This is a genomic window from Desulfotignum balticum DSM 7044 (assembly GCF_000421285.1).
Lineage (GTDB): Bacteria > Desulfobacterota > Desulfobacteria > Desulfobacterales > Desulfobacteraceae > Desulfotignum > Desulfotignum balticum.
On the sequence record NZ_ATWO01000001.1, the window covers coordinates 1,240,437 to 1,263,072 of the forward strand.

Here is a 22,636-nt window from a genome sequence, read left to right on the forward strand (position 1 = left end):
GGTCAATGCCGTGTCAGGACGGCTTCAACCAGTTTGACGGCACTGGTTTCAAAATTCTGGGACATGGTAAACGGAAACCGGGCCGCCATATCGCCGAACACCAGATGCGGTCCTAAGGCCCGGGGAACGTCCGCATTTTTCAGGGCAAATTCCTTTGCTTTCTGCCAGTACCGGGTCCCAATGGCCGTGGCGTCGGTGAATGTTTCCAGTGTGAACCCGTTGTCTGTGAAGCCGGCCAATAGTGTTTCCCAGGGTTCCAGAAACGAGATGTCGGCCGAGGCGGCCCAGGGCACGGGCAATGCCAGCTCCGGATGGCTCCCGGCCACGATTTCATGCAGGATGATTTTTCCTTTCGGCTTGAGGTGCCGGACAAACTGCTGAATGGCTGCCTGTTTGTCTGAAATGTTCATCAGGATATGCTGGCACAGGATCAGATCAAAAGGGCCGATGACGTCCGGCAGGGCCAGAATGGAGCCGGCCTTAAACTGTATCCGCTCCGCAAGCCCGGTACGGTGGGTCAGAACCCGGGCCGCTTCAATATAGTCCGGTGACAAATCGATGCCCGTCACATCACACCCGCAGGTTTTTGCCATGACCCGGCAGGTGCCGCCCAGGCCGCATCCGGCGTCCAGCACATGAAAACCAGCCGGAATATCCAGTTGTTCCAGCAGGGCGGTGGTGCCCCGGATCCCGCCCGTGTGCAGCTGATCCACGGGTGCCAGATCCCGGATATCAATCTGTTTCGGGTCTTTTCCGGCGGCGGTGAGCCCGGCATCGATTTTGTCGAGCAGGTTTTTGGCATGATAATGGTCACGGACAAAAGATTCCATGGCAAAGGCCTTGATAAATGGATAAAAGATAAACGGGATATAAAAACGGGCCGTGTTGCCGCGTTGTGCCACACGACCCGTTTTACAGGTTTCAGGATTTAAGTTCAGTCAGATCCTCAAAAAAATCCAGGGCTTCCGGATTTTTCAGGGCATCCTTGTTTTTGACTTCTTTGCCTTCGATCACTTTTTTCACGGCCAGTTCCACTTTTTTCATGTTCAGGGTATAGGGCACGTCCGGGCAGGCAATGATTTTGGCCGGCACATGCCGGGGCGAGGCATTGGCCCGGATGTCGGCCCGGATTTTTGCTTCCAGCTCTGGGGTGAGGTCATATCCCTGTGCCAGTTTCACAAACAAAATGACCCGGACATCATTGTTCCAGGACTGGCCCACCACCACGGAATCTTCGAGCTCGGGCATGGCGTCCAGGCGGCGGTATATCTCTGCCGTGCCGATGCGGACCCCGCCCGGGTTCAACGTGGCATCGGACCGGCCGAACATGATCACCCCGCCTCTGGGGGTGACCTTGATGAAATCCCCGTGGGTCCAGATGCCCGGGAACTGGTCAAAATAGGCGGAATGGTATTTGGACCCGTCCTCGTCTCCCCAGAAATAGATGGGCATGGACGGGAACGGGGCCGTGCACACCAGTTCCGCCTGCTGGTCCACCACGGGCTGTCCGTTGTCATCATAGGCATATACGGCCATGCCTAAGCCCCTGCATTGAAGTTCCCCCGTATACACCGGTCCGATGGGATTGCCTAAGGCAAAGCACCCGTTCAGATCCGATCCCCCGGAAATGGAGGCCAGCTGCAAATCGGATTTCACATGCTCATACACAAATTTAAAGTTTTCATCCGACAAAGGCGAGCCCGTGGACAGCACGGATTTGAGCGGGGCCAGGTCAAACTGGCTTCCCGGCTTGACGCCGGCGTTTTTCAATGCTTCGATATATCCGGCACTGGTGCCGAACACCGTGATCTTTTCATCCTGGGCCATTTGCCACAGGGCATCGGGTCCGGGGTGGAACGGGTTGCCGTCATACAGCACCAGGGTGGCACCCACGGACAGGCTGGCAGTCAGCCAGTTCCACATCATCCACCCGCAGGTGGTGAAATAAAAAATGGTGTCCTCTTTTTTCAGGTCCGTGTGAAGCACCAGTTCTTTTTTCTGATGGACCAGGACCCCGCCGATGCCCTGAACCATGCACTTGGGCAACCCTGTGGTGCCCGACGAATACATGATGTACAAGGGATCGTCAAAGTTCATCTGCACAAACTCGATGTCTGTGGTGGAAGCGTCCTTAAAATCCGCATAGTGCACGGCATTGGGCAATGCACTAATGTCCGGGGTATCGCTGATATAAGGCACCACCACGATTTTTTCAATGGAAGGCAGTTCCGCCACAATGCCGGCGATGCGCTCGATGGAGGATAAGGGTTTGCCTTTGAAGAAATACCCGTCCGCCGTGAACAGCACTTTGGGCCGGGTCTGGCCGAACCGGTCCAGCACCCCTTTGATGCCGAAATCCGGCGAGCAGGAAGACCACACCGCCCCAAGGCTGGTGGCCGCCAGCATGGCAATAATACTTTCCGGCATGTTGGGCACGAATCCCACCACCCGGTCTCCGGCCTTCACACCCATGGCCTTGAGGGCCGCCGCCGTCTGGGCCACTTCGTCATACAGCTGGTTGTAGGTCAATGTCCGGCGGACGGTATCCTCTCCTCTGAACACCAGGGCCGTGCGGTCATCTCTGAACCGGAGCAGGTTTTCGGCAAAATTGAGTTTGCTGCCCGCAAAAAATTTCGCCCCCGGCATTTTGTCTTTGTCCTGGATCACTGTGTGATAGGGCGCAGATACCTTGATGTCCAGAAAATCCCAGGCCGTGGCCCAGAAATCCTCCAGATTGGTTACTGACCATTCCCACAGCCCGGGGTAGTCTGTGAAGTGCTGATTGAATTTTTCATTCACCCGGGTCATGAACCCGTACATGTTGGTGGACTGGATCCTTTGTTCAGAAGGTTCCCACAGTTTTTCAGGCATGGTTGGCATCTCCTTGTTCATACTTATTCATAAAGGACCGCCAGAATGGTGGCCTTTTCGGTTCTTGCGGTCAGGTAGTGCGGGGTGGTGGACAGATAATAGGCGGAATCCCCGGGTTCCAGATCATAGGATTCCTTGGCAATGGTCAGATTGGCCACCCCGTCCAGCACATAGATGAATTCCTCCCCGTTGTGAACGGAAATTTCCTTTTCCTCAGCTTTTTCCAGCTGCACGATCAGTGCCTCCATGTGCCGGCCCTGGACTTCCGGGGCCAGACTCATGTAAGCATACACGCTTTTTTTGCTGGTTTTGGAAGCGGATCTGGCCACGGGTTTGCGGTCGTTTTTCCTTGTAATGGAGTACAGTTTGGTGCCCAGGCCCGAAACCAGCCGGCCCACGGCCGCATCCAGGGCTTTGGACAGTTTCATGACCATGCCCAGCTGGGGTTTTTCCCTGCCGGCTTCAATATCTTCCAGGCGCGACACTTCAAACCCGGTAAGATCGGACAGGTCCTGGAGTGAGATGCCCCGCTCCTCTCTTAGCTGCTGGATCCGTTTTCCCACCTCATCCACGGACTTGTCATCCCCATCTTCAATATTTCCGGTGAGGTCTTCAAAATAGTCCACGTTGATATGGGGAGTTTTGTCTTCCTTTTCCATTGCATCTCCTTTGTTTAATGGGTTATTCCGGAAACTTCTGATCCGGGGCCTCTCCCAGTTTTTCCTTGAGTTTCGCCAGACCGGGCCGGGCATATTCCATGTGGCCTTGGGTAAGGGTCCGGCCGTTGATGATGGCTTCGCTGCGCAGGCGGTGGCCCACGGTTCTTTCCATCTGTCTGCCCAGCCACAGGATCCGGTCCACATCATACCCGTGTTCTATACCCATTTCATCGATTTGTACAAGGGTATCTTCCAGGCATACCAGGCCCACGTACCGGGGATCGTCATAATAATAGTCGCCCGTTCCCTTGATGGGCCGGTCATCTAAAAAATTGGCCGGCTGCCCTCCTAGGCCTCCCAGGGTACACTCAAAATGGCAGATGCCGGCCTGGAGCGCTGCCAGGGTGGAAGCCGAGGCCACCCGTTTGGTTTCATGGAAATGGGCGATGTGCAAAGCGGTGTCCGGGATTTCGTCTAAAATCATGGAAAAGTACCGGTACACATCAGGAGCCGAGGCAGACCCGTCATGGTCGGCATGCTCGATGTCCGATGCCCCGATATCCAGCCAGTGTCGGGTGAACTTGACCGCGTCTTTGAGTGCCGTGGCCCCGCCGATGGGAGATCCCCAGATGGTGGACACGGTGCCGCACATTTTGATACCTGCATCACTGCATTTCTGGATGCACCGTTCCGCCTCTTTCCAGTAGTTGGGCAGGGTGGTGCCGGAATTGGCGAAATGATGCTGTTCTTCCGTGGACACCATCATCAGCACCCGGTCCGGGCCCACACCGCGTTTTTTGAGTTCAATGGCCCGGTCCACGGAAGGTTCTCTGATGGTGATGGCCGTCAGGGTGACATCTTTCATGTCAATGCCTTTTTTGGCGGCCCGGGACACAAAACTGTCCGACCGCAGGTGTGCCAGCAGTTCTTCGGCATCGGAAAACTGGGGCATGTTTCTGGGATTGCCTAAATTGGTGACTTCGATGTTGCGGCATCCGGCAAAAATCAGTTCCTCCAGATAGGTGATCTTGGCCGGGGTGGAGATGAATTTTTCCAAATGCTGAAATCCGTCTCTGACCGTGATGTCGCCGATGGTAACTTTTCTGGGCATTCTCGGGAAAATTTTCCAGTAATCATATTCTGTCATGGGTCGTCTCCTCAATATAAGGAATTTATAATATGGCGGCCCTGTTAGGCAACCGTAAAAACGGTAAAATGCGTGTGTTCCATTATTTTAAAACCGGAAGTTTCCAAACGACGGATCCGGGATCGGTCTGACCAGGCTGACTTCCAGGGCCATGGCCAGCCAGTCCCGGATCTCATGGAATTTAAGGACCCGGTCGTTGAACAGGCGGGATGCACAGAAAAACGGGTGGGCCTCGCCTTCGTATTTGTCGATCATTTTCTGCTGAAATGCAGCGATCTCGTCGGGTGTCATGGGATTGCCTGTGGCTTTGCGCTTGGCCTGCTCAATGCTCAACAACACCCCGCCCGCGCTTTTGCCGCTCATGACCCCGGTTCTTGCCCGCATGGTGGAAAACAAAAAATTGGGGCGGTAGGCCCGGCCGCACATGCCGTAGTTGGCGGCCCCGTTGTCCGGACCGATCACCAGCTGGATCCGGGGGACCTGGGCGCAGGACACGGCCCGCACCATGTCGGCCCCGTATTTGCCGATGCCCGCATGTTCGGATTCCGATCCCACCATATAGCCCGGCGCGCTCTGGATGAACAAGAGCGGGATTTTTTCATAGGAACACCTCACCACCCATTCCGCCACTTTTTTGGCGGCCTCGTGAAAGATGATGCCCGCCCCGTTGGAGCAGATCACGCCGGCGGGCAATCCTTTAATGCGGATTTTGCCGGTGAGGATGTTGGTGCCCCGGCCCGGGGCGAAATTTTTCTTGACCTCGATGAATTCGGAATCATCGGCAATGGCCTGAAGAAATGCATGCCCCTTGATCCCGTGGTGGGGGGAGGCGGGAAGCACATCGTACACAGCGGATGAACCGGTTTTGGGTTTTTTGGCCGCATACCGGTGCAGATGGATGGTCTGGGGACGGGTCAAAGATAAGAGCTCCCGGACCCTGGCAATGGCCTGGCCCTGATCCGTGCACATGTGATCGGCCCCGCCCGAAACCTGGGTGTGCACCCTGGCCCCGCCCAGGTCTTCAGCGGAAATCTCTTCGCCCGTGGCCATTTTCACCAGAGGCGGACCGCCTAAAAAAGAAAAAGACTGTTTGTCGATCATGATGGATTCACAGGCCATGAACACGATATAGGCGCCTCCGGCCGTGTTGCCGCCCGTGCTTAAAGTCACCTGGCGCAACCCTTTGGCAGACATTCGGGCCATGTTGTAGAAAATGGAGCCGAAATGCTGGTCATCGGGAAATACATCCGCCTGCATGGGCAGGAATACCCCGCCGGAATCCGCGATATACACGCAGTTGAGTCCGCAGTTTTCCGCAATGGCCTGGGCCCGCATATGTTTTTTCAGGGTAATGGGAAAGTAGGTGCCTGCCTTGACCCGGGAGTCATTGGCCATGATCATGGTCCAGTTGCCGTGAATTTTTCCGATACCCGTGACAATGCCGGCGCAGGGGACGTCTTCCACGCCGGGATATCCCATGCCGAACCCGGCCAGCATGGACAGTTCAAAAAACGGGGTGTCAGGGTCAATGAGATCCGTGATCAGTTCCCGCACCGGGCGTTTGCCGCGTTTGGCCAGATTGTCCACGGCCTTTTGACCGCCGGGCCAGGCCGCTTTTTCCCGCATGGTTTCCAGTTCTTTTTCCCGGTCTTCCCAGAAGTTTTGGTTATCGGTCATGGGATTATTTTCCTTTATAAACGGGTTTGCGTTTTTCTTTGAACGCGGTGAGACCTTCGATGCGGTCTTCAGTGGGGATGGTGACCCGGTAGGCATTGGACTCGATGGCAAGGCCTGTGGCCAGGTCCGTCTCAATGCCTTTGTCAATGGCGTACTTGGCCATTTCCACGGCAATGGGACCGGTCTCGGCGATCATGGCGGCCATGTCCAGGCAGGTATTCATCAGTTTTTCCGGGGGGGCTGTTGCGTTCACCAGACCGATGGCCAGGGCTTCTTTGGCATCCACCCGCCGGCCGGTGAAAATCAGTTCCTTGGCCTTGGACACCCCGATAATCCGGGGCAGACGCTGGGTGCCGCCCCCGCCCGGGATGATGGCCAGCCGGGTTTCCGTGAGTCCCATCACGGCCGTGTCGGATGCGATGCGGATATCCGATGCCAGGGCGATTTCCGTGCCCCCGCCCAGGGCAATGCCGTTGACGGCACTGATCACGGGCATTTTCAGGTTCTGGATCGCCGTCAACAGATTTCGGATGGTCACGATGAACTGTTTGACCTGGTCCTGGGTGAGGGTGGCGCGTTCCTTGAGGTCGGCCCCGGCGCAGAACGCTTTTTCTCCGGCCCCGGTAATGATCACGCTTCGGATCGTATCAGAGAACTGCAAAGCGTCGATTTCGTCTCTGAGGGCATACAGCAGATCAAAGTTCAGACAGTTCATCACGGCGGGCCGGTTCAAGGTGAGAATAACGGCCTGGTTTTTTTCCTCTTTGATGAGCAGATCAGGTGTATCAGTCATGGTTCATGCTCCATTCCGGCGTCAGCAGCCGATGTGTCTCGAGATGACAAGACGCTGAACCTCGGAGGTGCCTTCCCCGATTTCCAGCAGTTTCTGATCCCGGTAAAACCGTTCCACATGGTATTCTTTCATCAGGCCGTACCCCCCGTGGATCTGCACGGCATGGTCCACCACCCGGCTCATCACTTCGGAACAGTAAAGCTTGCCCATGGCCGCCTCTTTTTCAAAAGGCCTGTGATTGGATTTCAGCCAGCAGGCTTTGTACAAAAGGTTTCTGGCGCATTCAATCTCCATGGCACAGTCTGCGAGTTTAAACGCCACGGCCTGGAATTTGGATATGGGCTGGCCGAACTGTTCTCTTTCCTTTGCGTATTTCAACGCCAGGTCATAGGCCCCCCGGGCACCGCCTAGACCCATGGCGCCGATGGACAGCCGGCCCCCGTCCAGGGTGGCCAGCATCTGGTGGAATCCGTCCCCTTTTTTGCCCAGAATGTTTTCTTTGGGCACCCTGACATCGTCAAAATACAGTTCCGCCGTGTTGGAGGCCCGCCACATCATTTTTTTGTGCATGGGCACGGCTTTGAATCCGGGTGTGCCGCTTTCCACCAGGATACAGGAATATTCAGGTTTGCCATTGTCCCTGGTCCCGGTGACTGCCTGCACCGTCACGCCCATGGTCATGTCACAGGCCGCGTTGGTGATGAAAATTTTGGACCCGTTGATCACCCATTCATCGTTGTCCAGGACGGCCGTGGTTTTGCTGCCTCCGGCATCCGAGCCGGCCGTGGGTTCCGTGAGCCCGAATCCCCACAACCCTTCCCCGGCACACAGTTTGGGCAGGTATTTTTTCTTTTGTTCTTCCGTGCCGAAATAGTAGATGGGGCCGATCCCCAAAGAGTTGCCGGCAGCAATGGTGGCGGCCTGGGACCCGTCAATGCGGGCGATCTCTTCCACGGCAATGATATATGAGATGTAATCCATGGCCTGGCCTTCGTAGTTTTCAGAAACAAACATGCCGAAAAGACCGATTTCTCCCATTTTCCGGGTCAGGTCAGCGGAAAATGCCTCTTTTTCGTCCAGATCCCCGGCCACTGGGGCGATCTCCTTCTGGGCAAACTTTCTGACTTCCTTACGAATCATTTCCTGCTCTTTGGTAAGGTCAAAATCCACCCTGCGCCTCCTTGTTTTTATGGGTTGTTGTGAAGTTGGCTTCAATTTTTCAACCGGTATTCAACATCGCCCGACAAGATGAAAGGGGAAAAACTGATCGAGCGCTCAGTCTATTTATTTGGGATACTACATTTATAAAAAATGAATTGTCAATGGTTTTTTGCTGTCCCTTGGATAAGAAATTAATTTTTTTGCTTTTTTTTATTGCCGGGGTGTCTTAGAATATATTTATGAGCGCATGCGATCAAGACGTTTGCATTCTGTAAAGTGAATCTGAAACTTTAAAAAAGGAGATTTGCGATGGAATTTAAAAAGATAATGAATCCTGTGGACGGGTCTTCCCATTCCATTAATTCGACCCGGTATGCCATTGATCTGGCAAAAAAATTCGACTCCCACATTCTTCTGCTGCATTGTCATGCCCGATTTCCTGTGGTGCTGTCGGAGCCTTATTTTCAGCAGGCCATCGATGAAATCATGAAATCATCCGAAGACCTGATCAAACCCTTTGAAGAGATGCTTGAAAAAGCCGGGGTGTCCTATGAGACACGAATTCTGGAGGGAACGCCGGGTACGCACATTGCGGAAGCGGCCAGAATTGAAAAAATGGATCTGATCGTCATGGGGTCCCGGGGCGTGTCGGATCTGGCCGGGCTGTTTTTGGGCAGTGTGGCCCATCAGGTGCTCAATAAAGCCGAATGCCCGGTGTTCATAACCAAATAATCAATCGGCGGGGTCAAAAAGGCGGCCTCACTTTTTGACCCCGCTTGGTTTTATTGTTTGTATCCGATCATGCGCAAAAATCCTTTGCGTTTTTCAATATCCGCATCTGTTTCAATGCCTTTGGATGAAAATCCGTCAATCACCCCTAAAATGCCCCGGCCCTGATCGGTTTGAGCCAGAATGACTTCCACAGGGTTGGCCGTGGCACAGTGAATCCTTGCCACTTCCGGCACGTTCTTGATGGTGTTGAGAATGTTGATGGGGAACATGTCCCGCATGAAAATGATGAATGTATGGCCGGCGGACAACGCATACGCATTGTCCCGGGCCAGCTGAATCAGTCCCTCATCCGTGCCGCTGTGCCGGACCAGGCATTCCATGGATGCCTCACAAAACGCCACCCCGAACCGGGCATTGGGAACGGTACAGATGATGGCTTCGTGGATATCTTCGACGGTTTTAATGAAATGGGCATGGCCTAAAATGAAATTCAGTGATTCCGGGTTTTCAATGGCCAAGGTTTTCAGTTCCATATGACGCTCCTTTCAAACGGGTGCTGTTGTGCGTTATTTTTTTGGGTTTCCGACTGATTGGACAGCTCATCTTAACGTAAAGGGGTCATAAAAAAAAGTCAAAATACAAATGCCCGTTTTGGCCCAAGGTTTTGCTTGACAAGCGTATGGATTCATGTAAGAAAAGTATGATTGAGCGCTCGTTCATATAGGTGAGGCAAACAGCGGCTCGGCCGGGCTTTTTAAAGTGCGGTCCGGAAAAAAAATAATTCAGGGAGTGGTGCTGTTGTGACAAAAGACCGGAAGAACAAACAACGGGTAGCGGACCCTGAGGTCCCCACCCAGATCAAGAATCCCGATCTGGTCAGAGAACGCCGCCGTCATATCATTGACTCCACGGTCACATTGTTTATCACCCATGGATACCATAAAACCACCACCCGCATGATCGCCAAGGCCGCCGGATTTTCCATCGGCTCTTTGTATGAATATGTCAGCTCCAAGGAAGATCTGCTTTACCTGGTTTGCAAAACCATCCACGAAGAAGTGCAGAAGGCCGTGGAAGAGGCTCTGGCCGACAACACCGGGGACAAAGCCGTGCTGGCCCGGGTGCTTCGCCGCTATTTCAAGGTTTGTGACAACATGGCCGACCATATTCTGCTCATGTATCAGGTAACCCAGTTTTTGCCGAAAAAATGGCAGGAACGGGTGTTGACCAATGAATTGAACATCACGGATATTTTTATCACCACCTTGAATCAGATGTCCGGCAAAAACAATTTTCCCGTGCTGGATGACGAAATCGTTAATCTTGTGGGACACAACATCTCCGTGCTCGGACAGATGTGGGCCTTCCGCCGCTGGCATCTGCAAAAGCAGTTCACCATTGAGCAGTATACCGCCATCCAGACCGATTTTATTCTCGGACTCATATTTTAAAAGGAGCCGTCATGACTCAGGAAACTCAGCCCTATACCCCGAAACACGCCATTAAAATCGTCACTGCCACCTCTTTATTTGACGGCCATGATGCGGCCATCAATATCATGAGGCGGATTCTTCAGGACACGGGCGCCGAAGTCATCCATATCGGACACAACCGGTCCGTCAAAGAGGTGGTGGATGCCGCCATTGAAGAAGATGCCCAGGGCATTGCCGTTTCCAGTTACCAGGGCGGACACATGGAATATTTCAAATACATGAAAGACCTGCTGGATGAACAGGGGGCTTCCCATGTCAGGATTTTCGGCGGCGGCGGCGGGGTGATCATTCCGGCGGAAATGGACGAGCTGCACGCGTATGGCATCACCCGGATCTATTCGCCGGAAGACGGCGCCAAAATGGGTCTCCAGGGTATGATCAACGATATGATGCGGGCCATGGACGGGCCGGGTGTGGATTTTGATCAGCTGGAATTCGACCGGCTGAATGTGGACAACAAGCTCACCGTTGCCCGGTTCATCTCCGCCGTCCAGGAGGCCGGTGCCAATGATCCGGACCGGCTGAAACAGATCCTGGCAGCCCTGGCCCCGAAAGTTGAATCCGGAAATATCCCGGTCATCGGCCTGACAGGCACGGGCGGGGCCGGCAAATCCTCTTTAACCGACGAGCTGATCATCCGGATTCTCCGGGACCTGCCTGAAATGACCATTGCCGTGATCTCCTGTGATCCCTCCCGCCGCAAGACGGGCGGGGCCCTTCTGGGAGACCGGATCCGCATGAATGCCATTGACAACGACCGGGTCTACATGCGGTCTCTGGCCACACGCCGCTCCCAGACCGAACTGCCCGAATCCCTGCCTCACGCCGTGACAGTGGCCCGGGCCGCCGGGTTTGACATGATTCTGGTGGAAACGGCCGGCATCGGCCAGGGGGATTCCCGGGTGGTGGACCTGGTGGATCTGTCCGTGTATGTGATGACGGCGGAATTCGGGGCCCCGTCCCAGCTGGAAAAAATCGACATGCTGGATTATGCGGATATCGTGGTGGTGAACAAATATGAGAAAAAAGGGGCGGAAGACGCGATCCGGGATGTCAGAAAACAGGTGCAGCGCAACCGCAAAGCCTGGGACAAGGACCCGAAAGAGTTGCCGGTCTTCGGCACCATTGCTTCCAAGTTCAATGATGACGGGCTCACCGCTTTTTATCATGCCCTGCTTAATTTGATCAACCAGAAGAAAAACAAAGGGTTTACCTCGTCCATTCCTGAGACCGGGGTCAAAGAGTCTTCCTCTAAAACCATCATCATTCCGGGGGAGCGCACCCGGTACCTGGCCGAGATCGCAGACACGGTCCGGCAGTATCACCTGGACACCCGGAACCAGGCCGATGCGGTGCGGGAACGCTGGCATCTGGCATCGGCCCTGGAATTGCTGGACACGGGAACCGACAGTCCGGACCAGGCCCTGGCCAGGCTGAAACAGGCCCTGGAAGAAGCGCAAAATCAAGTGGAACCACAAACCGATGACCTGATCACCGCATACACGGCCAGCAGCAAGGCCTTTGAAAAAGATGAATTTGTCTACCAGGTCAGAGACAGGGAGTTCCGGGTGCCGTTGTACACAAAATCGCTGTCCCATTCAAAGATTCCCAAGATCGCCCGGCCCGGATTTTCCGATCCCGGAGACCAGTACCAGTGGATGAGAAAAGAAAATTTTGCCGGTCAGTTTCCCTATACGGCCGGGGTGTTTCCGTTGAAACGGGCGGATGAGGATCCCACCCGGATGTTTGCCGGCGAAGGCGGACCGGCTGATACCAACCGCCGGTTCAAGCTGCTGTCTTCCTCTTATCCGGCCAAGCGCCTGTCCACGGCTTTTGATTCCGTGACTTTGTACGGATTTGACCCGGACCGGCGCCCGGATATCTACGGCAAGATCGGCACCTCCGGGGTGAGTATCTGTACCCTGGAAGACGTCAAGGTCTTGTATGACGGGTTTGACCTGTGCGCCCCCAACACCTCCGTGTCCATGACCATCAACGGCCCGGCCCCCATGATGCTGGCCATGTTCCTGAACACGGCCATTCATCAGCAGATGGATAAATTCAAGAAAGAACACGGCCGGAAACCCGATGAAAAGGAAGCCGCCGACATCCGGGCGTTTGCATTGTCCACCGTGCGGGGCACGGTCCAGGCCGACATACTCAAAGAAGACCAGGGACAGAATACCTGTATCTTTTCCATTGAATTTGCCCTGAAAATGATGGGGGATATCCAGCAGTATTTTATCGACCACCAGGTGAAAAATTTTTATTCCGTGTCCATTTCCGGATACCACATTGCCGAAGCCGGGGCCAACCCCATCACCCAGCTGGCCCTGACCCTGGCCAACGGGTTCACCTATGTGGAATATTACCTGTCAAGGGGCATGCATATCGATGAATTCGCCCCGTCCTTGTCATTTTTCTTTTCCAACGGCATGGATCCGGAATACACGGTCATCGGCCGGGTGGCCCGGCGCATCTGGGCCGTGGCCATGCGGTACAAGTACAGGGGAAACGACAAGTCCCAGAAACTCAAATACCACATCCAGACCTCGGGCCGGTCCCTTCATTCCCAGGATATCCAGTTCAATGATATCAGGACCACGCTCCAGGGGCTGTGTGCGATTTACGACAACTGCAACTCCCTGCACACCAATGCCTTTGACGAGGCCATCACCACCCCGTCTGCGGAATCCGTACGGCGGGCCCTGGCCATCCAGCTGATCATCAATAGAGAATGGGGCCTGGCCAAAAACGAAAACCCGCTTCAGGGATCGTTTATCGTGGATGAACTCACGGATCTGGTGGAAGAAGCCGTGCTGGTGGAGTTCGAGCGTATCACGGAGCGGGGCGGGGTTCTGGGGGCCATGGAAACCGGTTACCAGCGGGGCAAGATCCAGGAGGAGTCCATGTACTACGAGCACCTCAAACATTCGGGCAAACTGCCCTTGATCGGCATCAACACCTTTGAGGATCCGGATGCAAATTATGCGGACATGGCCAATCACCTGGAACTGTCCCGGTCGACGGAAGAACAGAAAAACGCCCAGCTGGAACGGCTGGATGCGTTTAAGGCGGCCCATGAAGATGCCCGGGAAGCCGCGTTGAAGCGGCTGCAACAAACCGCTTTGAATGGCGGTAATATGTTTGAAGAACTCATGGAGACGGTGAAGGTCTGTTCTTTGGGGACCATTACCGGGGCGCTGTATGAGGTGGGGGGCAAGTACCGCCGGAACATGTAAGCATGCCGATCACATATTCTGAGAGCCGGGATTCAAAACTCACAAGGACCAAGGCCCTTTACATTGGATAAAAGCTTGCAATCAGCCACATCACTTGATACATTGCAGCTGCAATATAGCGAATAATGATATATAAATATAAGGAGACCGACCCATGCAGAACGCAGTCATCGTCAGTGCCGTCCGAACGCCTCTGGGCAGTTTCGGCGGGACGTTGAGTACTCTGGGCGCTACGGATCTGGGAGGGATGGTAATCAAGGAAGCCATCACCCGGGCCGGCATTGAATCTTCCCGGGTGGACGAATGCATCATGGGCATGGTGCTGCCCTGCGGCTACGGCCAGAACCCGGCCAAGCAGGCCGTGGTCAAGGCCGGACTGCCCTGGGAAGTGGAAGCCATTACCGTGAACAAGGTGTGCGGATCATCTCTGAAAGCCGTGATGCTGGCGGCCCAGGCCATCCAGTGCAATGATGCGGAGGTGGTGGTGGCCGGCGGCATGGAGACCATGAGCATGGCCCCGTATTACATGGAAAAGGCCAGGTGGGGGCACCGCATGGGGCCCGGCCGTATCGAAGACCACATGATCCATGACGGGCTGTGGGACATTGTCAATGATTTCCACATGGGCATGTCCAATGAACTGTGTTCCGAGCGCTGGGAGGTATCCAGAGAGGACCAGGACCGGTATGCGGCGGAATCCTACCGCCGGGCCAATGAAGCCGTGGCTTCCGGACGGTTCAAAGATGAGATCATGCCTGTGAGCGTGCCCCGGCGCAAAGGGGACCCCATCATATTTGACACGGATGAGTGTCCCCAGGAAACCTCGTTTGAGCGGCTGTCCAACATGAAGCCAGCATTTAAAAAAGAGGGCAAAGGAACGGCCGGCAATGCATCCATTATTTCCGACGGTGCGTCTGCCGTGGTGGTCATGAGCGAGGAAAAAGCCAGGGAACTGGGATGCCCGGTCATGGCGAAGATCGGGGCCCAGGCCTCTTTTGGTATTGACATGAAATATGTGCTCATGGCCCCGATTTATGCCATTCCCAAAGTATTGAAAAAAGAAGGTATCAAGATTAATGATATCGATCTGTTCGAGATCAACGAGGCGTTTTCCGGATCTTCTGCCGGCATCAACAAGGTGCTGGAACTGGATCCGGCCATCGTGAACGTTAATGGCGGGTCCGTGGCCCTGGGCCACCCCATTGGTGCGTCCGGGACCCGGGTTTTGACCACGTTATTGTATGAAATGCAAAAACGCGATGTGCATCAGGGCCTGGCCTCTCTGTGTTTAGGCGGCGGTGAAGCCGTGGCCCTGGTGGTACATCGCTGACCCTTTTTGTCAACCCACATAATCAGGAGAAAATAGAATGGATATAAATACATTTGGTGTGATCGGTGCCGGCCAGATGGGCAACGGCATTGCCCAGGTGGCAGCGGCTGCCGGCCTGTCAGTGATCATGAGTGATATCAAGCAGGAATTTTGTGATAACGGCATGGCAACCATCACCAAAAATCTGGACCGGATGGTCAAAAAAGAAAAGATCAAAGACGCGGATAAAACCGCCATTCTGGGTCGGATTACCACCACCACGGATCTCAATGATATGGCCAAAGTGGATTTTCTGGTGGAAGCCGCTGTGGAGCGCGAAGATCTGAAGTTCAATATTTTCAAGGACCTGGACAGAATCTGTCCGGAACATGTGATTTTGTCCACCAACACCTCGTCCATTCCCATCGGCCGGATCGCGGCCCAGACCTCCCGGCCGGACAAGGTCATCGGCATGCATTTCATGAACCCCGTGCCCGTGATGAAGCTGGTGGAAGTGATCCGGAGCATTGCCACGTCCGATGAGACCTTTGACATCACCTGGAAACTGTCTGAGAAATTCGGCAAAACCCCTGCTGAAGCCAGTGATTATCCGGGGTTCATCGCCAACCGGATTTTGCTGCCCATGATCAATGAAGCCGTGTTCTGTCTGTACCAGGGCGTGGGCAAAGCAGAAGATATCGACACGGTGATGCGCTTAGGCATGAATCATCCCATGGGTCCTTTGGCCTTGGCGGACCTCATCGGTCTGGATACCTGCCTGGCCATCATGGAAACTTTGTACGACGGATTTAAAGATTCCAAATACCGGCCCTGCCCGTTGCTCAGAAAATATGTGGAAGTGGGCTGGCTGGGAAGAAAGACCGGCAAGGGCTTTTATGACTATCAATGATCAATTGTGTCATATTGTTCCAGGTAAAGAATTGTCCGCCCGGATCCGTGATTTGCAGATCCGGTTAAAAAACCAGGGCCTGGACGGGGCCCTGGTGATCCAGAAAGCCGATCTGTTTTACTACACGGGCACCACCCAGAACGGATGGCTGTATGTGCCGGAAGACGGGGATGCCGTATTCATGGTGTTTAAAAGTGTGGAGCGGGCCAAAGCGGAAGCCCGTTTGCCCGTGATCCCGGTGCTGAGTCCGAAAAAAATTCCGGACATTCTCTCGCAACAGGGCTTGGGGTTGCCTGAAACCCTGGGGCTGGAACTGGATGTGCTCCCGGCAGCCCAGTATCTGATGTTTAAAGAGATTTTCAATACATCGCATATCCAGGATGTGTCTTTTGAGATCCGGTCCCAGCGGGCCGTGAAATCCGAATTTGAAATTCAATGTATGCAGCGGGCCGGGCTGATGGCGGACCGGGTAGCGGAACAGGTCACACAACTGATCCGGCCCGGCATGCCGGAGATCGAACTGGCCGGGCTTCTGGAAGCTTATGCCAGAAAACTGGGCCACCAGGGATTGATCCGCATGCGGTTGTGGGACAATCATCTGTTTTACGGGCATATCATGTGCGGTGCGGCTGCGGCCGTGCCGGGCGCGTTTGCCTCTCCCACGGCCGGTGCCGGGCTCAATCCCAGTATCGGCCAGGGCCCGGGCCGGGATGTGATCCGGCCCAACGAACCCGTGCTGGTGGATTATGTGTTTTCCCTGGACGGATATCTGGCGGATCATACGCGGATTTTTTCTTTGGGACCGCTGCCCGATGACCTGCAAAAAGCCCATGAAGCCATGCTGACCATTCAGGAATCCGTTCGAACCGCAGCCGTGCCCGGGGCTGTGACAGGGGATTTGTATGATCAGATGATTGCCATGGCCGATGATCTGGGATATGGCGATTTTTTCATGGGCGCGTTCCATCCGAAAATCCGGTTTACCGCCCATGGATTGGGCATTGAACTGGATGAATTCCCCTTTATTGCCAAAGGGCAGACCCAGACCCTGGTACCGGGGATGACCCTGGCGTTGGAACCCAAGGTGGTGGTGCCGGGCAAAGGGGTGGTGGGAATTGAAAACACCTGGGTTGTCACGGATGCCGGGCTGGATCGCCTGACCCGGTTCCCGGATGCCGTGTGTGTGGTTTGAACCCGTTTTTTTACAGGTCTGCCAGAATTTTTCGGGCGGATTCGGCTCCCTTGAAATCCGATTGAAGCGATAACGCCGTTTCAAAGGCGTCTCTGGCATCATCGGTCCGCCCCTGTTCCAGGCGGGCCCGTCCCAGGTGATAGAAAAACACGGGGTTTGACGGGTCAATGTCAATGGCGGCTGTAAATTCCATGGCCGCGCTGTCAAACAAACTTTTTTTAAAATAAACCCATCCCAATGTATCCATGACAGCCGGTGCCTGCTGGGTTTGACGTCTGGCCTGCCGGGCCATATCCAGGGCCTGGTTCAGGTGAATCCCCTGTTCCGCATACAGGTAAGCAAGGTTATTAAGCGCCGGGATGAGATCCGGATCGATTTCCAGGGCCGTCTTGTAATGGGTTTGTGCCAGATCGAATTGCCCTTTGTTTTCGTATAGCGTGCCGATCAGCGTATGGGCCGAAGCCTGATCCGGACGTTTTTCAATGAGGGCGGTATAGGTCTGAATCGCCTCTTGAAACCGCGCTTGGGCCGTGTATATTTTTCCCAGGCTCAGATAGGGGGTGACATATGAGGGATTTTTCAATATGGCCTGTTCATAGGTTGTGACGGCGTTTTCCAGCTGGTTGTCCGCCAGAAGGATGTTGGCTTTGAGATTGAGAATCACGGCGGCCACCATGGGATCCTCCCCTCTTGCGGCAAGATGTTCGTCACAGCGGGCAATCGCCTGTTCAAATTTTTGCTGCAGGGCATAAACGGTGATCAGACCGGAAAATACATCCATAAGATCCGGATCGATGTCTAAGGCCTGGTTCAGGTAAGTGACTGCCCGGTCATAATTTTTTTCAGACCGTTCCAGGATTCCCAGCCGATACAAAGCCACAGGGTTGTCCGGTGTGGATTGTATGAGCTGTTCAAAAACAGTTCGGGCCGCCGGAATGTCCTGGGTTTCCAGCAATGTATTTCCCAGCAGGATACCGGCATGATAATGGTTGGGCACTTGTTTGAGTACCTGTCCGGCATGGTCTTTTGCCAGCGCGATATCCCCTTCCTGGAAATGGATTTCTCCCAGAAGCAGGCGGGCCTGATACAGATAAGGGGCTTTTTCGATGGCCGTGGACAGCATGGCCTTGGCCTGGGCAGAATCATTAGCTTTTTCCAGTACGGACCCCAGCAGGTAATAGGCTTGACCGGATTCCGGATCTTCCTGGATCATTTTCCGGAAAATGGCGGCCGCAGCATCCAGTTCATTCTTTTCCGCCAGAATTTTTCCTTTCAGTATTCTGGCAGGGAAAAAACCCGGTCGTTGACTCAAAATTTCATCCACGATCTCCTGGGATCGAAGGATGTTATTCAAAGAAAAATAAAATTCCGCACATGCGGTCAACACCCCATGATTCTCCGGTGCCAGGTCCATGGCTTGGCGGATATAAGCGGTGGCATCATCGATTCTGGACTGACGCACATACAAATCCGCCATCAACATATGCGCGTTCAGATTTTCAGGATCTTTTTTCAATGCGGAATCAAACTGATCTTCCGCTTTTTCAAAATCATTGCGTGTCAGGTAAAAACTTCCCAGAAATGTATGGGGTTCCGGATCTGCGGGGGCTTGGTTGATGTAATTTTCAATGACGGCTTCCGCTGCAGGTGTATCCCCTCTGGAAAGATAAAAATCAAACAGGGTTTTATACACGCGTGCGGATTCAGGTTCCAGCTCCAGCGCGGTTTTCAAGCTGGTTTCTGCCGCCGTGAACTCGGACCTGGCCGCATAAATTCTGGCCAAAGCCAGGTATGCTTTGGGTTGCCGGGTATCGATCGCCAGTATTTTTTCATAAATATCGGCAATCTGATCCAGGTTTGCCGGGTCCCGGCTCAGAATCCCCGCTTTCAGATACAAGGCCGGAATATGGTTTGGCTGCTCAGCCAGTACCCGGTTTACCCGGGTTTCCGCTTCCTGGGTCTGCTGGGCCAGCAGATAAAAAGATGCCACCTGGGTCACAGTATCCAGGTTGTTAGGATCGATCTGCTCCAGGCGCAACAGACTGCTGAATCCCTGCTGGGTGTCTCCCGTTTTAAGATATGCCTGGGCCAGCATTTCCCATGCCCGGATAGATTCGGGGTCGATGTCTATGGCATTTTTCAGCTGAATCACGGCGTTGCCGAATTCGCCTTTTTCAAGAAATGTCTGTCCCTGGGATAAAAATTGTTCCTTTTTTTCCGTATCCGAAGCACAGGCACACAGAAAAAAACAGACAGAAAAAAAGATACAGACCAAAGCCGGTTGCGTGTGCGTATAATATTTTTTCATGCTGTCCTTGTAGCACAATCAGAAAAAAAGGAAAATAATTTATCTGCCGTATTTGTCGTTAAAGGATTTCCAGAAATTTTTGTCTTTTTCCTGCCAGCCCGATCCAAAGGATTTATCAAAAAACGGTTTGAGTTTGGAAAACCAGGCCCCATACCCCTGATTCCCCTGGATCCGGTTCCGGAGGACATCTGCCACATGGGTGGGCAGATTGGCCAGTTCATCTTTGGGAATATAGGCATCCGCCCCTTTTGTGATGGATTCCTTCAGATTTTCCGGTGTCAGGGCATGGGCCGTGAGCATCAGGGCGGGCAGGTTTTTTTCTTTGGCCAGCGTCAGGATGTCATAGCCCCTGACGCCCATAATATCCAGAATGGCCAGATCATAGATGGATTCATCCAGTTTTTTTCTGGCTGCCTCAAAAGAAACGGCCGTATCTAAGATACACATATCCATGAGTTCTTCAATGGTCTCTAATATGTCGGGTTCGTCATCCACCACCAGGATGCGGCGGTCTTTGATCAGGTCCTGGGTGGAGATGGTGTCCAGATCGAACTTCACGGTTGTGACCGGGCAGGGGGCCTTGAGGATCACGTACCGGGCCGTGGACCCCAAAATGGCTTTCTGTGCCCGGGATTTTTTCCGGATTCCCAGAAAAATCTGGTTGATCTCATTTTCTTCGGCAAATTTTACCAGATCTTCTCCAGCGGACATGCCCCGGACGCTCTGCTGGCAGTCACATTGGATATGGGCGTGCGCCAGAAGGCTTTTGGCGAAATTCAGGTTTTTCTCCGCTGTCTGGATATCCGCCTGTTTTTCCGAAGACCCCCCTTCCATGGAGGTGATCACATGCACAAAGGCGTTGTGGAACACTGCTGTGTCCCGTGCCAGGGCCAGGGCCAGACGTCCTTCTTCTCCGCCGTCATATCCCACCAGAATTTTCATGTTATGCTCCTAAACTGTTTTTTTGAGGTCTACATCCAGCGTTTGCGCCGTTTATAAGATTTTACATCTTTAAAGGATTTCCGTCCGCCCCCTTTGGTAATGCCCATATAAAATTCTTTGACATCCGGGTTGTTCTGCAGTTCTTTGGAGGGGCCTTCCAGCACGATTTTACCAGATTCCATGATATAGGCATAGTCGGAAACTGCCAGGGCCACCTTGGCGTTCTGCTCCACCACCAGGATGGTGGTGGACAGTTCTTTGTTGATGCGCTGGATATTGTCAAATATTTCTTTGACCAGCAGCGGGGCCAGGCCCAGAGAGGGTTCGTCCAGCATAAGCATCTTGGGAGCCGCCATCAGTGCCCTGGCAATGGCGATCATCTGCTGTTCGCCGCCGGAGCTGTATCCGGCCATACGGTTGGTGACATTGGAGAGCCGGGGGAAATGTTTGTACATGAGATCATTGTCTTTTTTGATGGCGGAAGCCCCGTCTTTCCGGGTAATGGAACCCACAATGATATTCTCGCTCACGGTCAGGTGTTTGAATACCCGGCGGCCTTCAGGCACCATCACGGCTCCGAGTTTCACCACATCCGTGCCCATTTTATGGGTAGTGTCAGTGCCGTCAAAGGTGATATGGCCTTCTCTGATGGCCCCGTTCTCCGGTTTCAGGAGCCCGGAAATGGCCCGCAGGGTCGTGGTTTTGCCGGCCCCGTTGGTGCCCAGCAGCGCCACAATGCTGCCCTTGGGAACAGACAGACTCACCCCCCGCAGCACCTGGATGATGTCATTGTAGACCACTTCAATATTGTTGACTTCCAGCAGATTGGTTTCCATATGCGCTTTCTTTTGCTTGGGGTTGATCCTGCCAGAAACGCTCCCGTGTCCTGATTAAGCGTTTTGGCAGGATATGTTTTTTGTTTACCGGCCGGCCCGGACTTTCTGGATATACTGGGATTCAAAGGACTGGATTTTTTTGAATACCCCGTCCTGGGCGATGTAAATGTTCTGGACATCCACCCCGATCCGTTCGGTTTCCGAGTAGGTCACCGGCCCGGCAGCCACAAACGAGTTGAAATTCATTTTCTGCAACATTTTATACAGGTTTTCCCGGGTGACTTTCAGGTCGGCGGATTTGGCCATTTTAATGGCTTCCGTGGCAATCTGTGCCGCCAGAATTCCGGCACCATAGTTATGGGAGTTGGCAGCCTTGTCGTCCCGGTCATATCGTTTGGCCAGTTCCAGCTGTTTTTTGGCCCCTTCGTTGTTTTCCGAGGTCAGGTTGTAGGAATCGGCCCAGATGTATCCTTCCGTGGCCGTGCCGGCCAGAGCGATCAGATCCGACCCACCCGTATAGTGGGCCCCCAGGAAAGTGAGCTTGCCTTTTTCACCAAAAGAGCCGGCCGTGACTCCCAGTCTCTGGGCATCGGTGAGCATGGTGGCCACCGGAGTCTGAACGGTCTGACAGATCACATACTGTACCCCTTTGCTGACCAGGCGCTGGAGCATGGCCGTGTTATCCAGATCCGTGCCGTGTTCCACCACTTCAACGATTTCGATTTTCATGCCTTCGGCAATGGCTTTCTGGGTGTCCTCCAGAGGGCCTCTGCCGAAGGCGGAAGGATGAATAAAAAAAGCGACCTGGGGGATATTGTCTCCCTGATGGTTTTCCGTGATATATTCCGCCAGCCCCACGGCATTTTCCGAATACGTGGCCACAGGCATGAAGGTATAATTGGCATCCACAATCAGGCCTTCATGATAGGAGGCGGGAATCACCGGAATCTGCACTTCTTCAAAATCTCTTTTCAATGCCAGGTTGCCGCCCGTGGCGTAGCTTAAGAAAATCAGGATCCCGTCATCCAGAAATTCTTCAAAAAACCGCTTGGTGGTGTCATTTTTGTATTGGTCATCCCGGATGGGGCAGTCGATTTTGTCACCGTCTCCCAGATAATCGGTTTCATTGACAAATTTGAACCAGTCTTCCGCCCCTTTGGCATAGGGGTTTCCCGCATCGGATGTCGGGCCGGTGATGGCCAGTGACATCCCGAGTTTGTATGTTTTGCCGGCACTTGCCGGCAGGGTGAATGCTAACACGAACACAATAACCAAAAATGCGTTGAAAAATAATGTGGCCTTGCTTTTCATGGTACGTCCCTCCTTGAATTTGGGTGTTGACCTGCAATATGGTTAAAGCGGCG

Annotated in this window: 18 protein-coding genes; 6 read left to right on the forward strand and 12 right to left on the reverse strand. The window is 53.8% G+C overall.

The genetic code is table 11. The annotated features are described in order from the left end of the window. Nucleotides 1–2: 2 nt before the first annotated feature. The 7 genes from K365_RS0106375 to K365_RS0106405 form a co-directional block, all read right to left on the reverse strand. Nucleotides 3–830, reverse strand: a complete 828-nt coding sequence (locus K365_RS0106375) for a class I SAM-dependent methyltransferase (protein ID WP_029724982.1) — start codon at nucleotides 828–830, stop codon at nucleotides 3–5. A gap of 91 nt (nucleotides 831–921) precedes the next feature. Beyond that, entirely contained in the window at nucleotides 922–2,871 is a 1,950-nt protein-coding gene (locus tag K365_RS0106380; RefSeq protein ID WP_024333930.1) for an acetoacetate--CoA ligase, read from the reverse strand. 23 nt (nucleotides 2,872–2,894) lie between these two features. Beyond that, nucleotides 2,895–3,530, reverse strand: a complete 636-nt coding sequence (locus K365_RS0106385) for a helix-turn-helix domain-containing protein (protein WP_006966056.1) — start codon at nucleotides 3,528–3,530, stop codon at nucleotides 2,895–2,897. Between the two features lie 22 nt (nucleotides 3,531–3,552). Next, on the reverse strand, nucleotides 3,553–4,677 hold the full coding sequence (locus K365_RS0106390) for a hydroxymethylglutaryl-CoA lyase-like TIM-barrel protein (protein WP_024333931.1): 1,125 nt from the start codon (nucleotides 4,675–4,677) through the stop codon (nucleotides 3,553–3,555). Between the two features lie 87 nt (nucleotides 4,678–4,764). Continuing rightward, nucleotides 4,765–6,354 (reverse strand): acyl-CoA carboxylase subunit beta, encoded by a 1,590-nt coding sequence (locus tag K365_RS0106395; RefSeq protein ID WP_024333932.1) that lies wholly within the window; start codon nucleotides 6,352–6,354, stop codon nucleotides 4,765–4,767. A 4-nt stretch (nucleotides 6,355–6,358) separates the two neighbouring features. After that, nucleotides 6,359–7,147: an enoyl-CoA hydratase-related protein gene (locus tag K365_RS0106400; protein WP_024333933.1), complete on the reverse strand. Its 789-nt coding sequence runs from the start codon at nucleotides 7,145–7,147 to the stop codon at nucleotides 6,359–6,361. Between the two features lie 21 nt (nucleotides 7,148–7,168). Then, nucleotides 7,169–8,317, reverse strand: a complete 1,149-nt coding sequence (locus K365_RS0106405) for an acyl-CoA dehydrogenase family protein (RefSeq protein ID WP_024333934.1) — start codon at nucleotides 8,315–8,317, stop codon at nucleotides 7,169–7,171. 300 nt (nucleotides 8,318–8,617) lie between these two features. On the opposite strand from K365_RS0106405, the gene K365_RS0106410 reads away from it, so the two are divergent. Beyond that, complete coding sequence (locus K365_RS0106410; protein ID WP_024333935.1) at nucleotides 8,618–9,040, forward strand: universal stress protein; 423 nt, start codon at nucleotides 8,618–8,620, stop codon at nucleotides 9,038–9,040. A gap of 50 nt (nucleotides 9,041–9,090) precedes the next feature. Here K365_RS0106410 and K365_RS0106415 read toward each other — a convergent pair whose 3' ends face one another. Further along, complete coding sequence (locus tag K365_RS0106415) at nucleotides 9,091–9,573, reverse strand: adenosine-specific kinase (RefSeq protein WP_006966049.1); 483 nt, start codon at nucleotides 9,571–9,573, stop codon at nucleotides 9,091–9,093. A 267-nt stretch (nucleotides 9,574–9,840) separates the two neighbouring features. Here K365_RS0106415 and K365_RS0106420 point away from each other — a divergent pair, with 267 nt between their 5' ends. The 5 genes from K365_RS0106420 to K365_RS0106440 all read left to right on the forward strand — a co-directional run bounded on the left by K365_RS0106420 (nucleotide 9,841) and on the right by K365_RS0106440 (nucleotide 17,186). Further along, on the forward strand, nucleotides 9,841–10,491 hold the full coding sequence (locus tag K365_RS0106420) for a TetR/AcrR family transcriptional regulator (RefSeq protein ID WP_006966048.1): 651 nt from the start codon (nucleotides 9,841–9,843) through the stop codon (nucleotides 10,489–10,491). An 11-nt stretch (nucleotides 10,492–10,502) separates the two neighbouring features. Then, nucleotides 10,503–13,775 carry a fused isobutyryl-CoA mutase/GTPase IcmF gene (icmF, locus tag K365_RS0106425; RefSeq protein ID WP_024333936.1) on the forward strand — a complete coding sequence of 1,091 codons (3,273 nt, stop codon included), beginning with the start codon at nucleotides 10,503–10,505 and terminating at the stop codon, nucleotides 13,773–13,775. Between the two features lie 154 nt (nucleotides 13,776–13,929). Beyond that, nucleotides 13,930–15,105, forward strand: a complete 1,176-nt coding sequence (locus K365_RS0106430; RefSeq protein WP_006966046.1) for an acetyl-CoA C-acetyltransferase — start codon at nucleotides 13,930–13,932, stop codon at nucleotides 15,103–15,105. A gap of 37 nt (nucleotides 15,106–15,142) precedes the next feature. After that, a complete protein-coding gene (locus tag K365_RS0106435) occupies nucleotides 15,143–15,994 on the forward strand; it encodes a 3-hydroxybutyryl-CoA dehydrogenase (RefSeq protein ID WP_006966045.1) in 852 nt (283 codons plus the stop codon). Beyond that, the gene (locus K365_RS0106440; RefSeq protein WP_024333937.1) at nucleotides 15,981–17,186 is read left to right on the forward strand and encodes a M24 family metallopeptidase; all 1,206 of its coding nucleotides are present in this window, start codon (nucleotides 15,981–15,983) and stop codon (nucleotides 17,184–17,186) included. Before K365_RS0106435 ends, K365_RS0106440 begins: the two co-directional genes overlap by 14 nt. Nucleotides 17,187–17,196: 10 nt before the next feature. On the opposite strand, the gene K365_RS0106445 is transcribed toward K365_RS0106440, so the two are convergent. The 4 genes from K365_RS0106445 to K365_RS0106460 form a co-directional block, all read right to left on the reverse strand. Then, complete coding sequence (locus K365_RS0106445; RefSeq protein ID WP_024333938.1) at nucleotides 17,197–19,494, reverse strand: tetratricopeptide repeat protein; 2,298 nt, start codon at nucleotides 19,492–19,494, stop codon at nucleotides 17,197–17,199. A gap of 39 nt (nucleotides 19,495–19,533) precedes the next feature. Next, complete coding sequence (locus K365_RS26385; protein WP_006966042.1) at nucleotides 19,534–20,436, reverse strand: universal stress protein; 903 nt, start codon at nucleotides 20,434–20,436, stop codon at nucleotides 19,534–19,536. A 29-nt stretch (nucleotides 20,437–20,465) separates the two neighbouring features. Further along, the gene (locus K365_RS0106455; RefSeq protein WP_006966041.1) at nucleotides 20,466–21,272 is read right to left on the reverse strand and encodes an ABC transporter ATP-binding protein; all 807 of its coding nucleotides are present in this window, start codon (nucleotides 21,270–21,272) and stop codon (nucleotides 20,466–20,468) included. An 84-nt stretch (nucleotides 21,273–21,356) separates the two neighbouring features. Then, nucleotides 21,357–22,583: an ABC transporter substrate-binding protein gene (locus K365_RS0106460; RefSeq protein WP_006966040.1), complete on the reverse strand. Its 1,227-nt coding sequence runs from the start codon at nucleotides 22,581–22,583 to the stop codon at nucleotides 21,357–21,359. Nucleotides 22,584–22,636 lie beyond the last annotated feature (53 nt).

Coding starts and splice junctions, on each gene's coding strand:
- K365_RS0106375 (WP_029724982.1), bottom strand. CDS start 830: ATGGAATCTTTTGTCCGTGACCATTATCATGCCAAAAACCTGCTCGAC.
- K365_RS0106380 (WP_024333930.1), bottom strand. CDS start 2,871: ATGCCTGAAAAACTGTGGGAACCTTCTGAACAAAGGATCCAGTCCACC.
- K365_RS0106385 (WP_006966056.1), bottom strand. CDS start 3,530: ATGGAAAAGGAAGACAAAACTCCCCATATCAACGTGGACTATTTTGAA.
- K365_RS0106390 (WP_024333931.1), bottom strand. CDS start 4,677: ATGACAGAATATGATTACTGGAAAATTTTCCCGAGAATGCCCAGAAAA.
- K365_RS0106395 (WP_024333932.1), bottom strand. CDS start 6,354: ATGACCGATAACCAAAACTTCTGGGAAGACCGGGAAAAAGAACTGGAA.
- K365_RS0106400 (WP_024333933.1), bottom strand. CDS start 7,147: ATGACTGATACACCTGATCTGCTCATCAAAGAGGAAAAAAACCAGGCC.
- K365_RS0106410 (WP_024333935.1), top strand. CDS start 8,618: ATGGAATTTAAAAAGATAATGAATCCTGTGGACGGGTCTTCCCATTCC.
- K365_RS0106415 (WP_006966049.1), bottom strand. CDS start 9,573: ATGGAACTGAAAACCTTGGCCATTGAAAACCCGGAATCACTGAATTTC.
- icmF (WP_024333936.1), top strand. CDS start 10,503: ATGACTCAGGAAACTCAGCCCTATACCCCGAAACACGCCATTAAAATC.
- K365_RS0106430 (WP_006966046.1), top strand. CDS start 13,930: ATGCAGAACGCAGTCATCGTCAGTGCCGTCCGAACGCCTCTGGGCAGT.
- K365_RS0106435 (WP_006966045.1), top strand. CDS start 15,143: ATGGATATAAATACATTTGGTGTGATCGGTGCCGGCCAGATGGGCAAC.
- K365_RS0106440 (WP_024333937.1), top strand. CDS start 15,981: ATGACTATCAATGATCAATTGTGTCATATTGTTCCAGGTAAAGAATTG.
- K365_RS0106445 (WP_024333938.1), bottom strand. CDS start 19,494: ATGAAAAAATATTATACGCACACGCAACCGGCTTTGGTCTGTATCTTT.
- K365_RS26385 (WP_006966042.1), bottom strand. CDS start 20,436: ATGAAAATTCTGGTGGGATATGACGGCGGAGAAGAAGGACGTCTGGCC.
- K365_RS0106455 (WP_006966041.1), bottom strand. CDS start 21,272: ATGGAAACCAATCTGCTGGAAGTCAACAATATTGAAGTGGTCTACAAT.
- K365_RS0106460 (WP_006966040.1), bottom strand. CDS start 22,583: ATGAAAAGCAAGGCCACATTATTTTTCAACGCATTTTTGGTTATTGTG.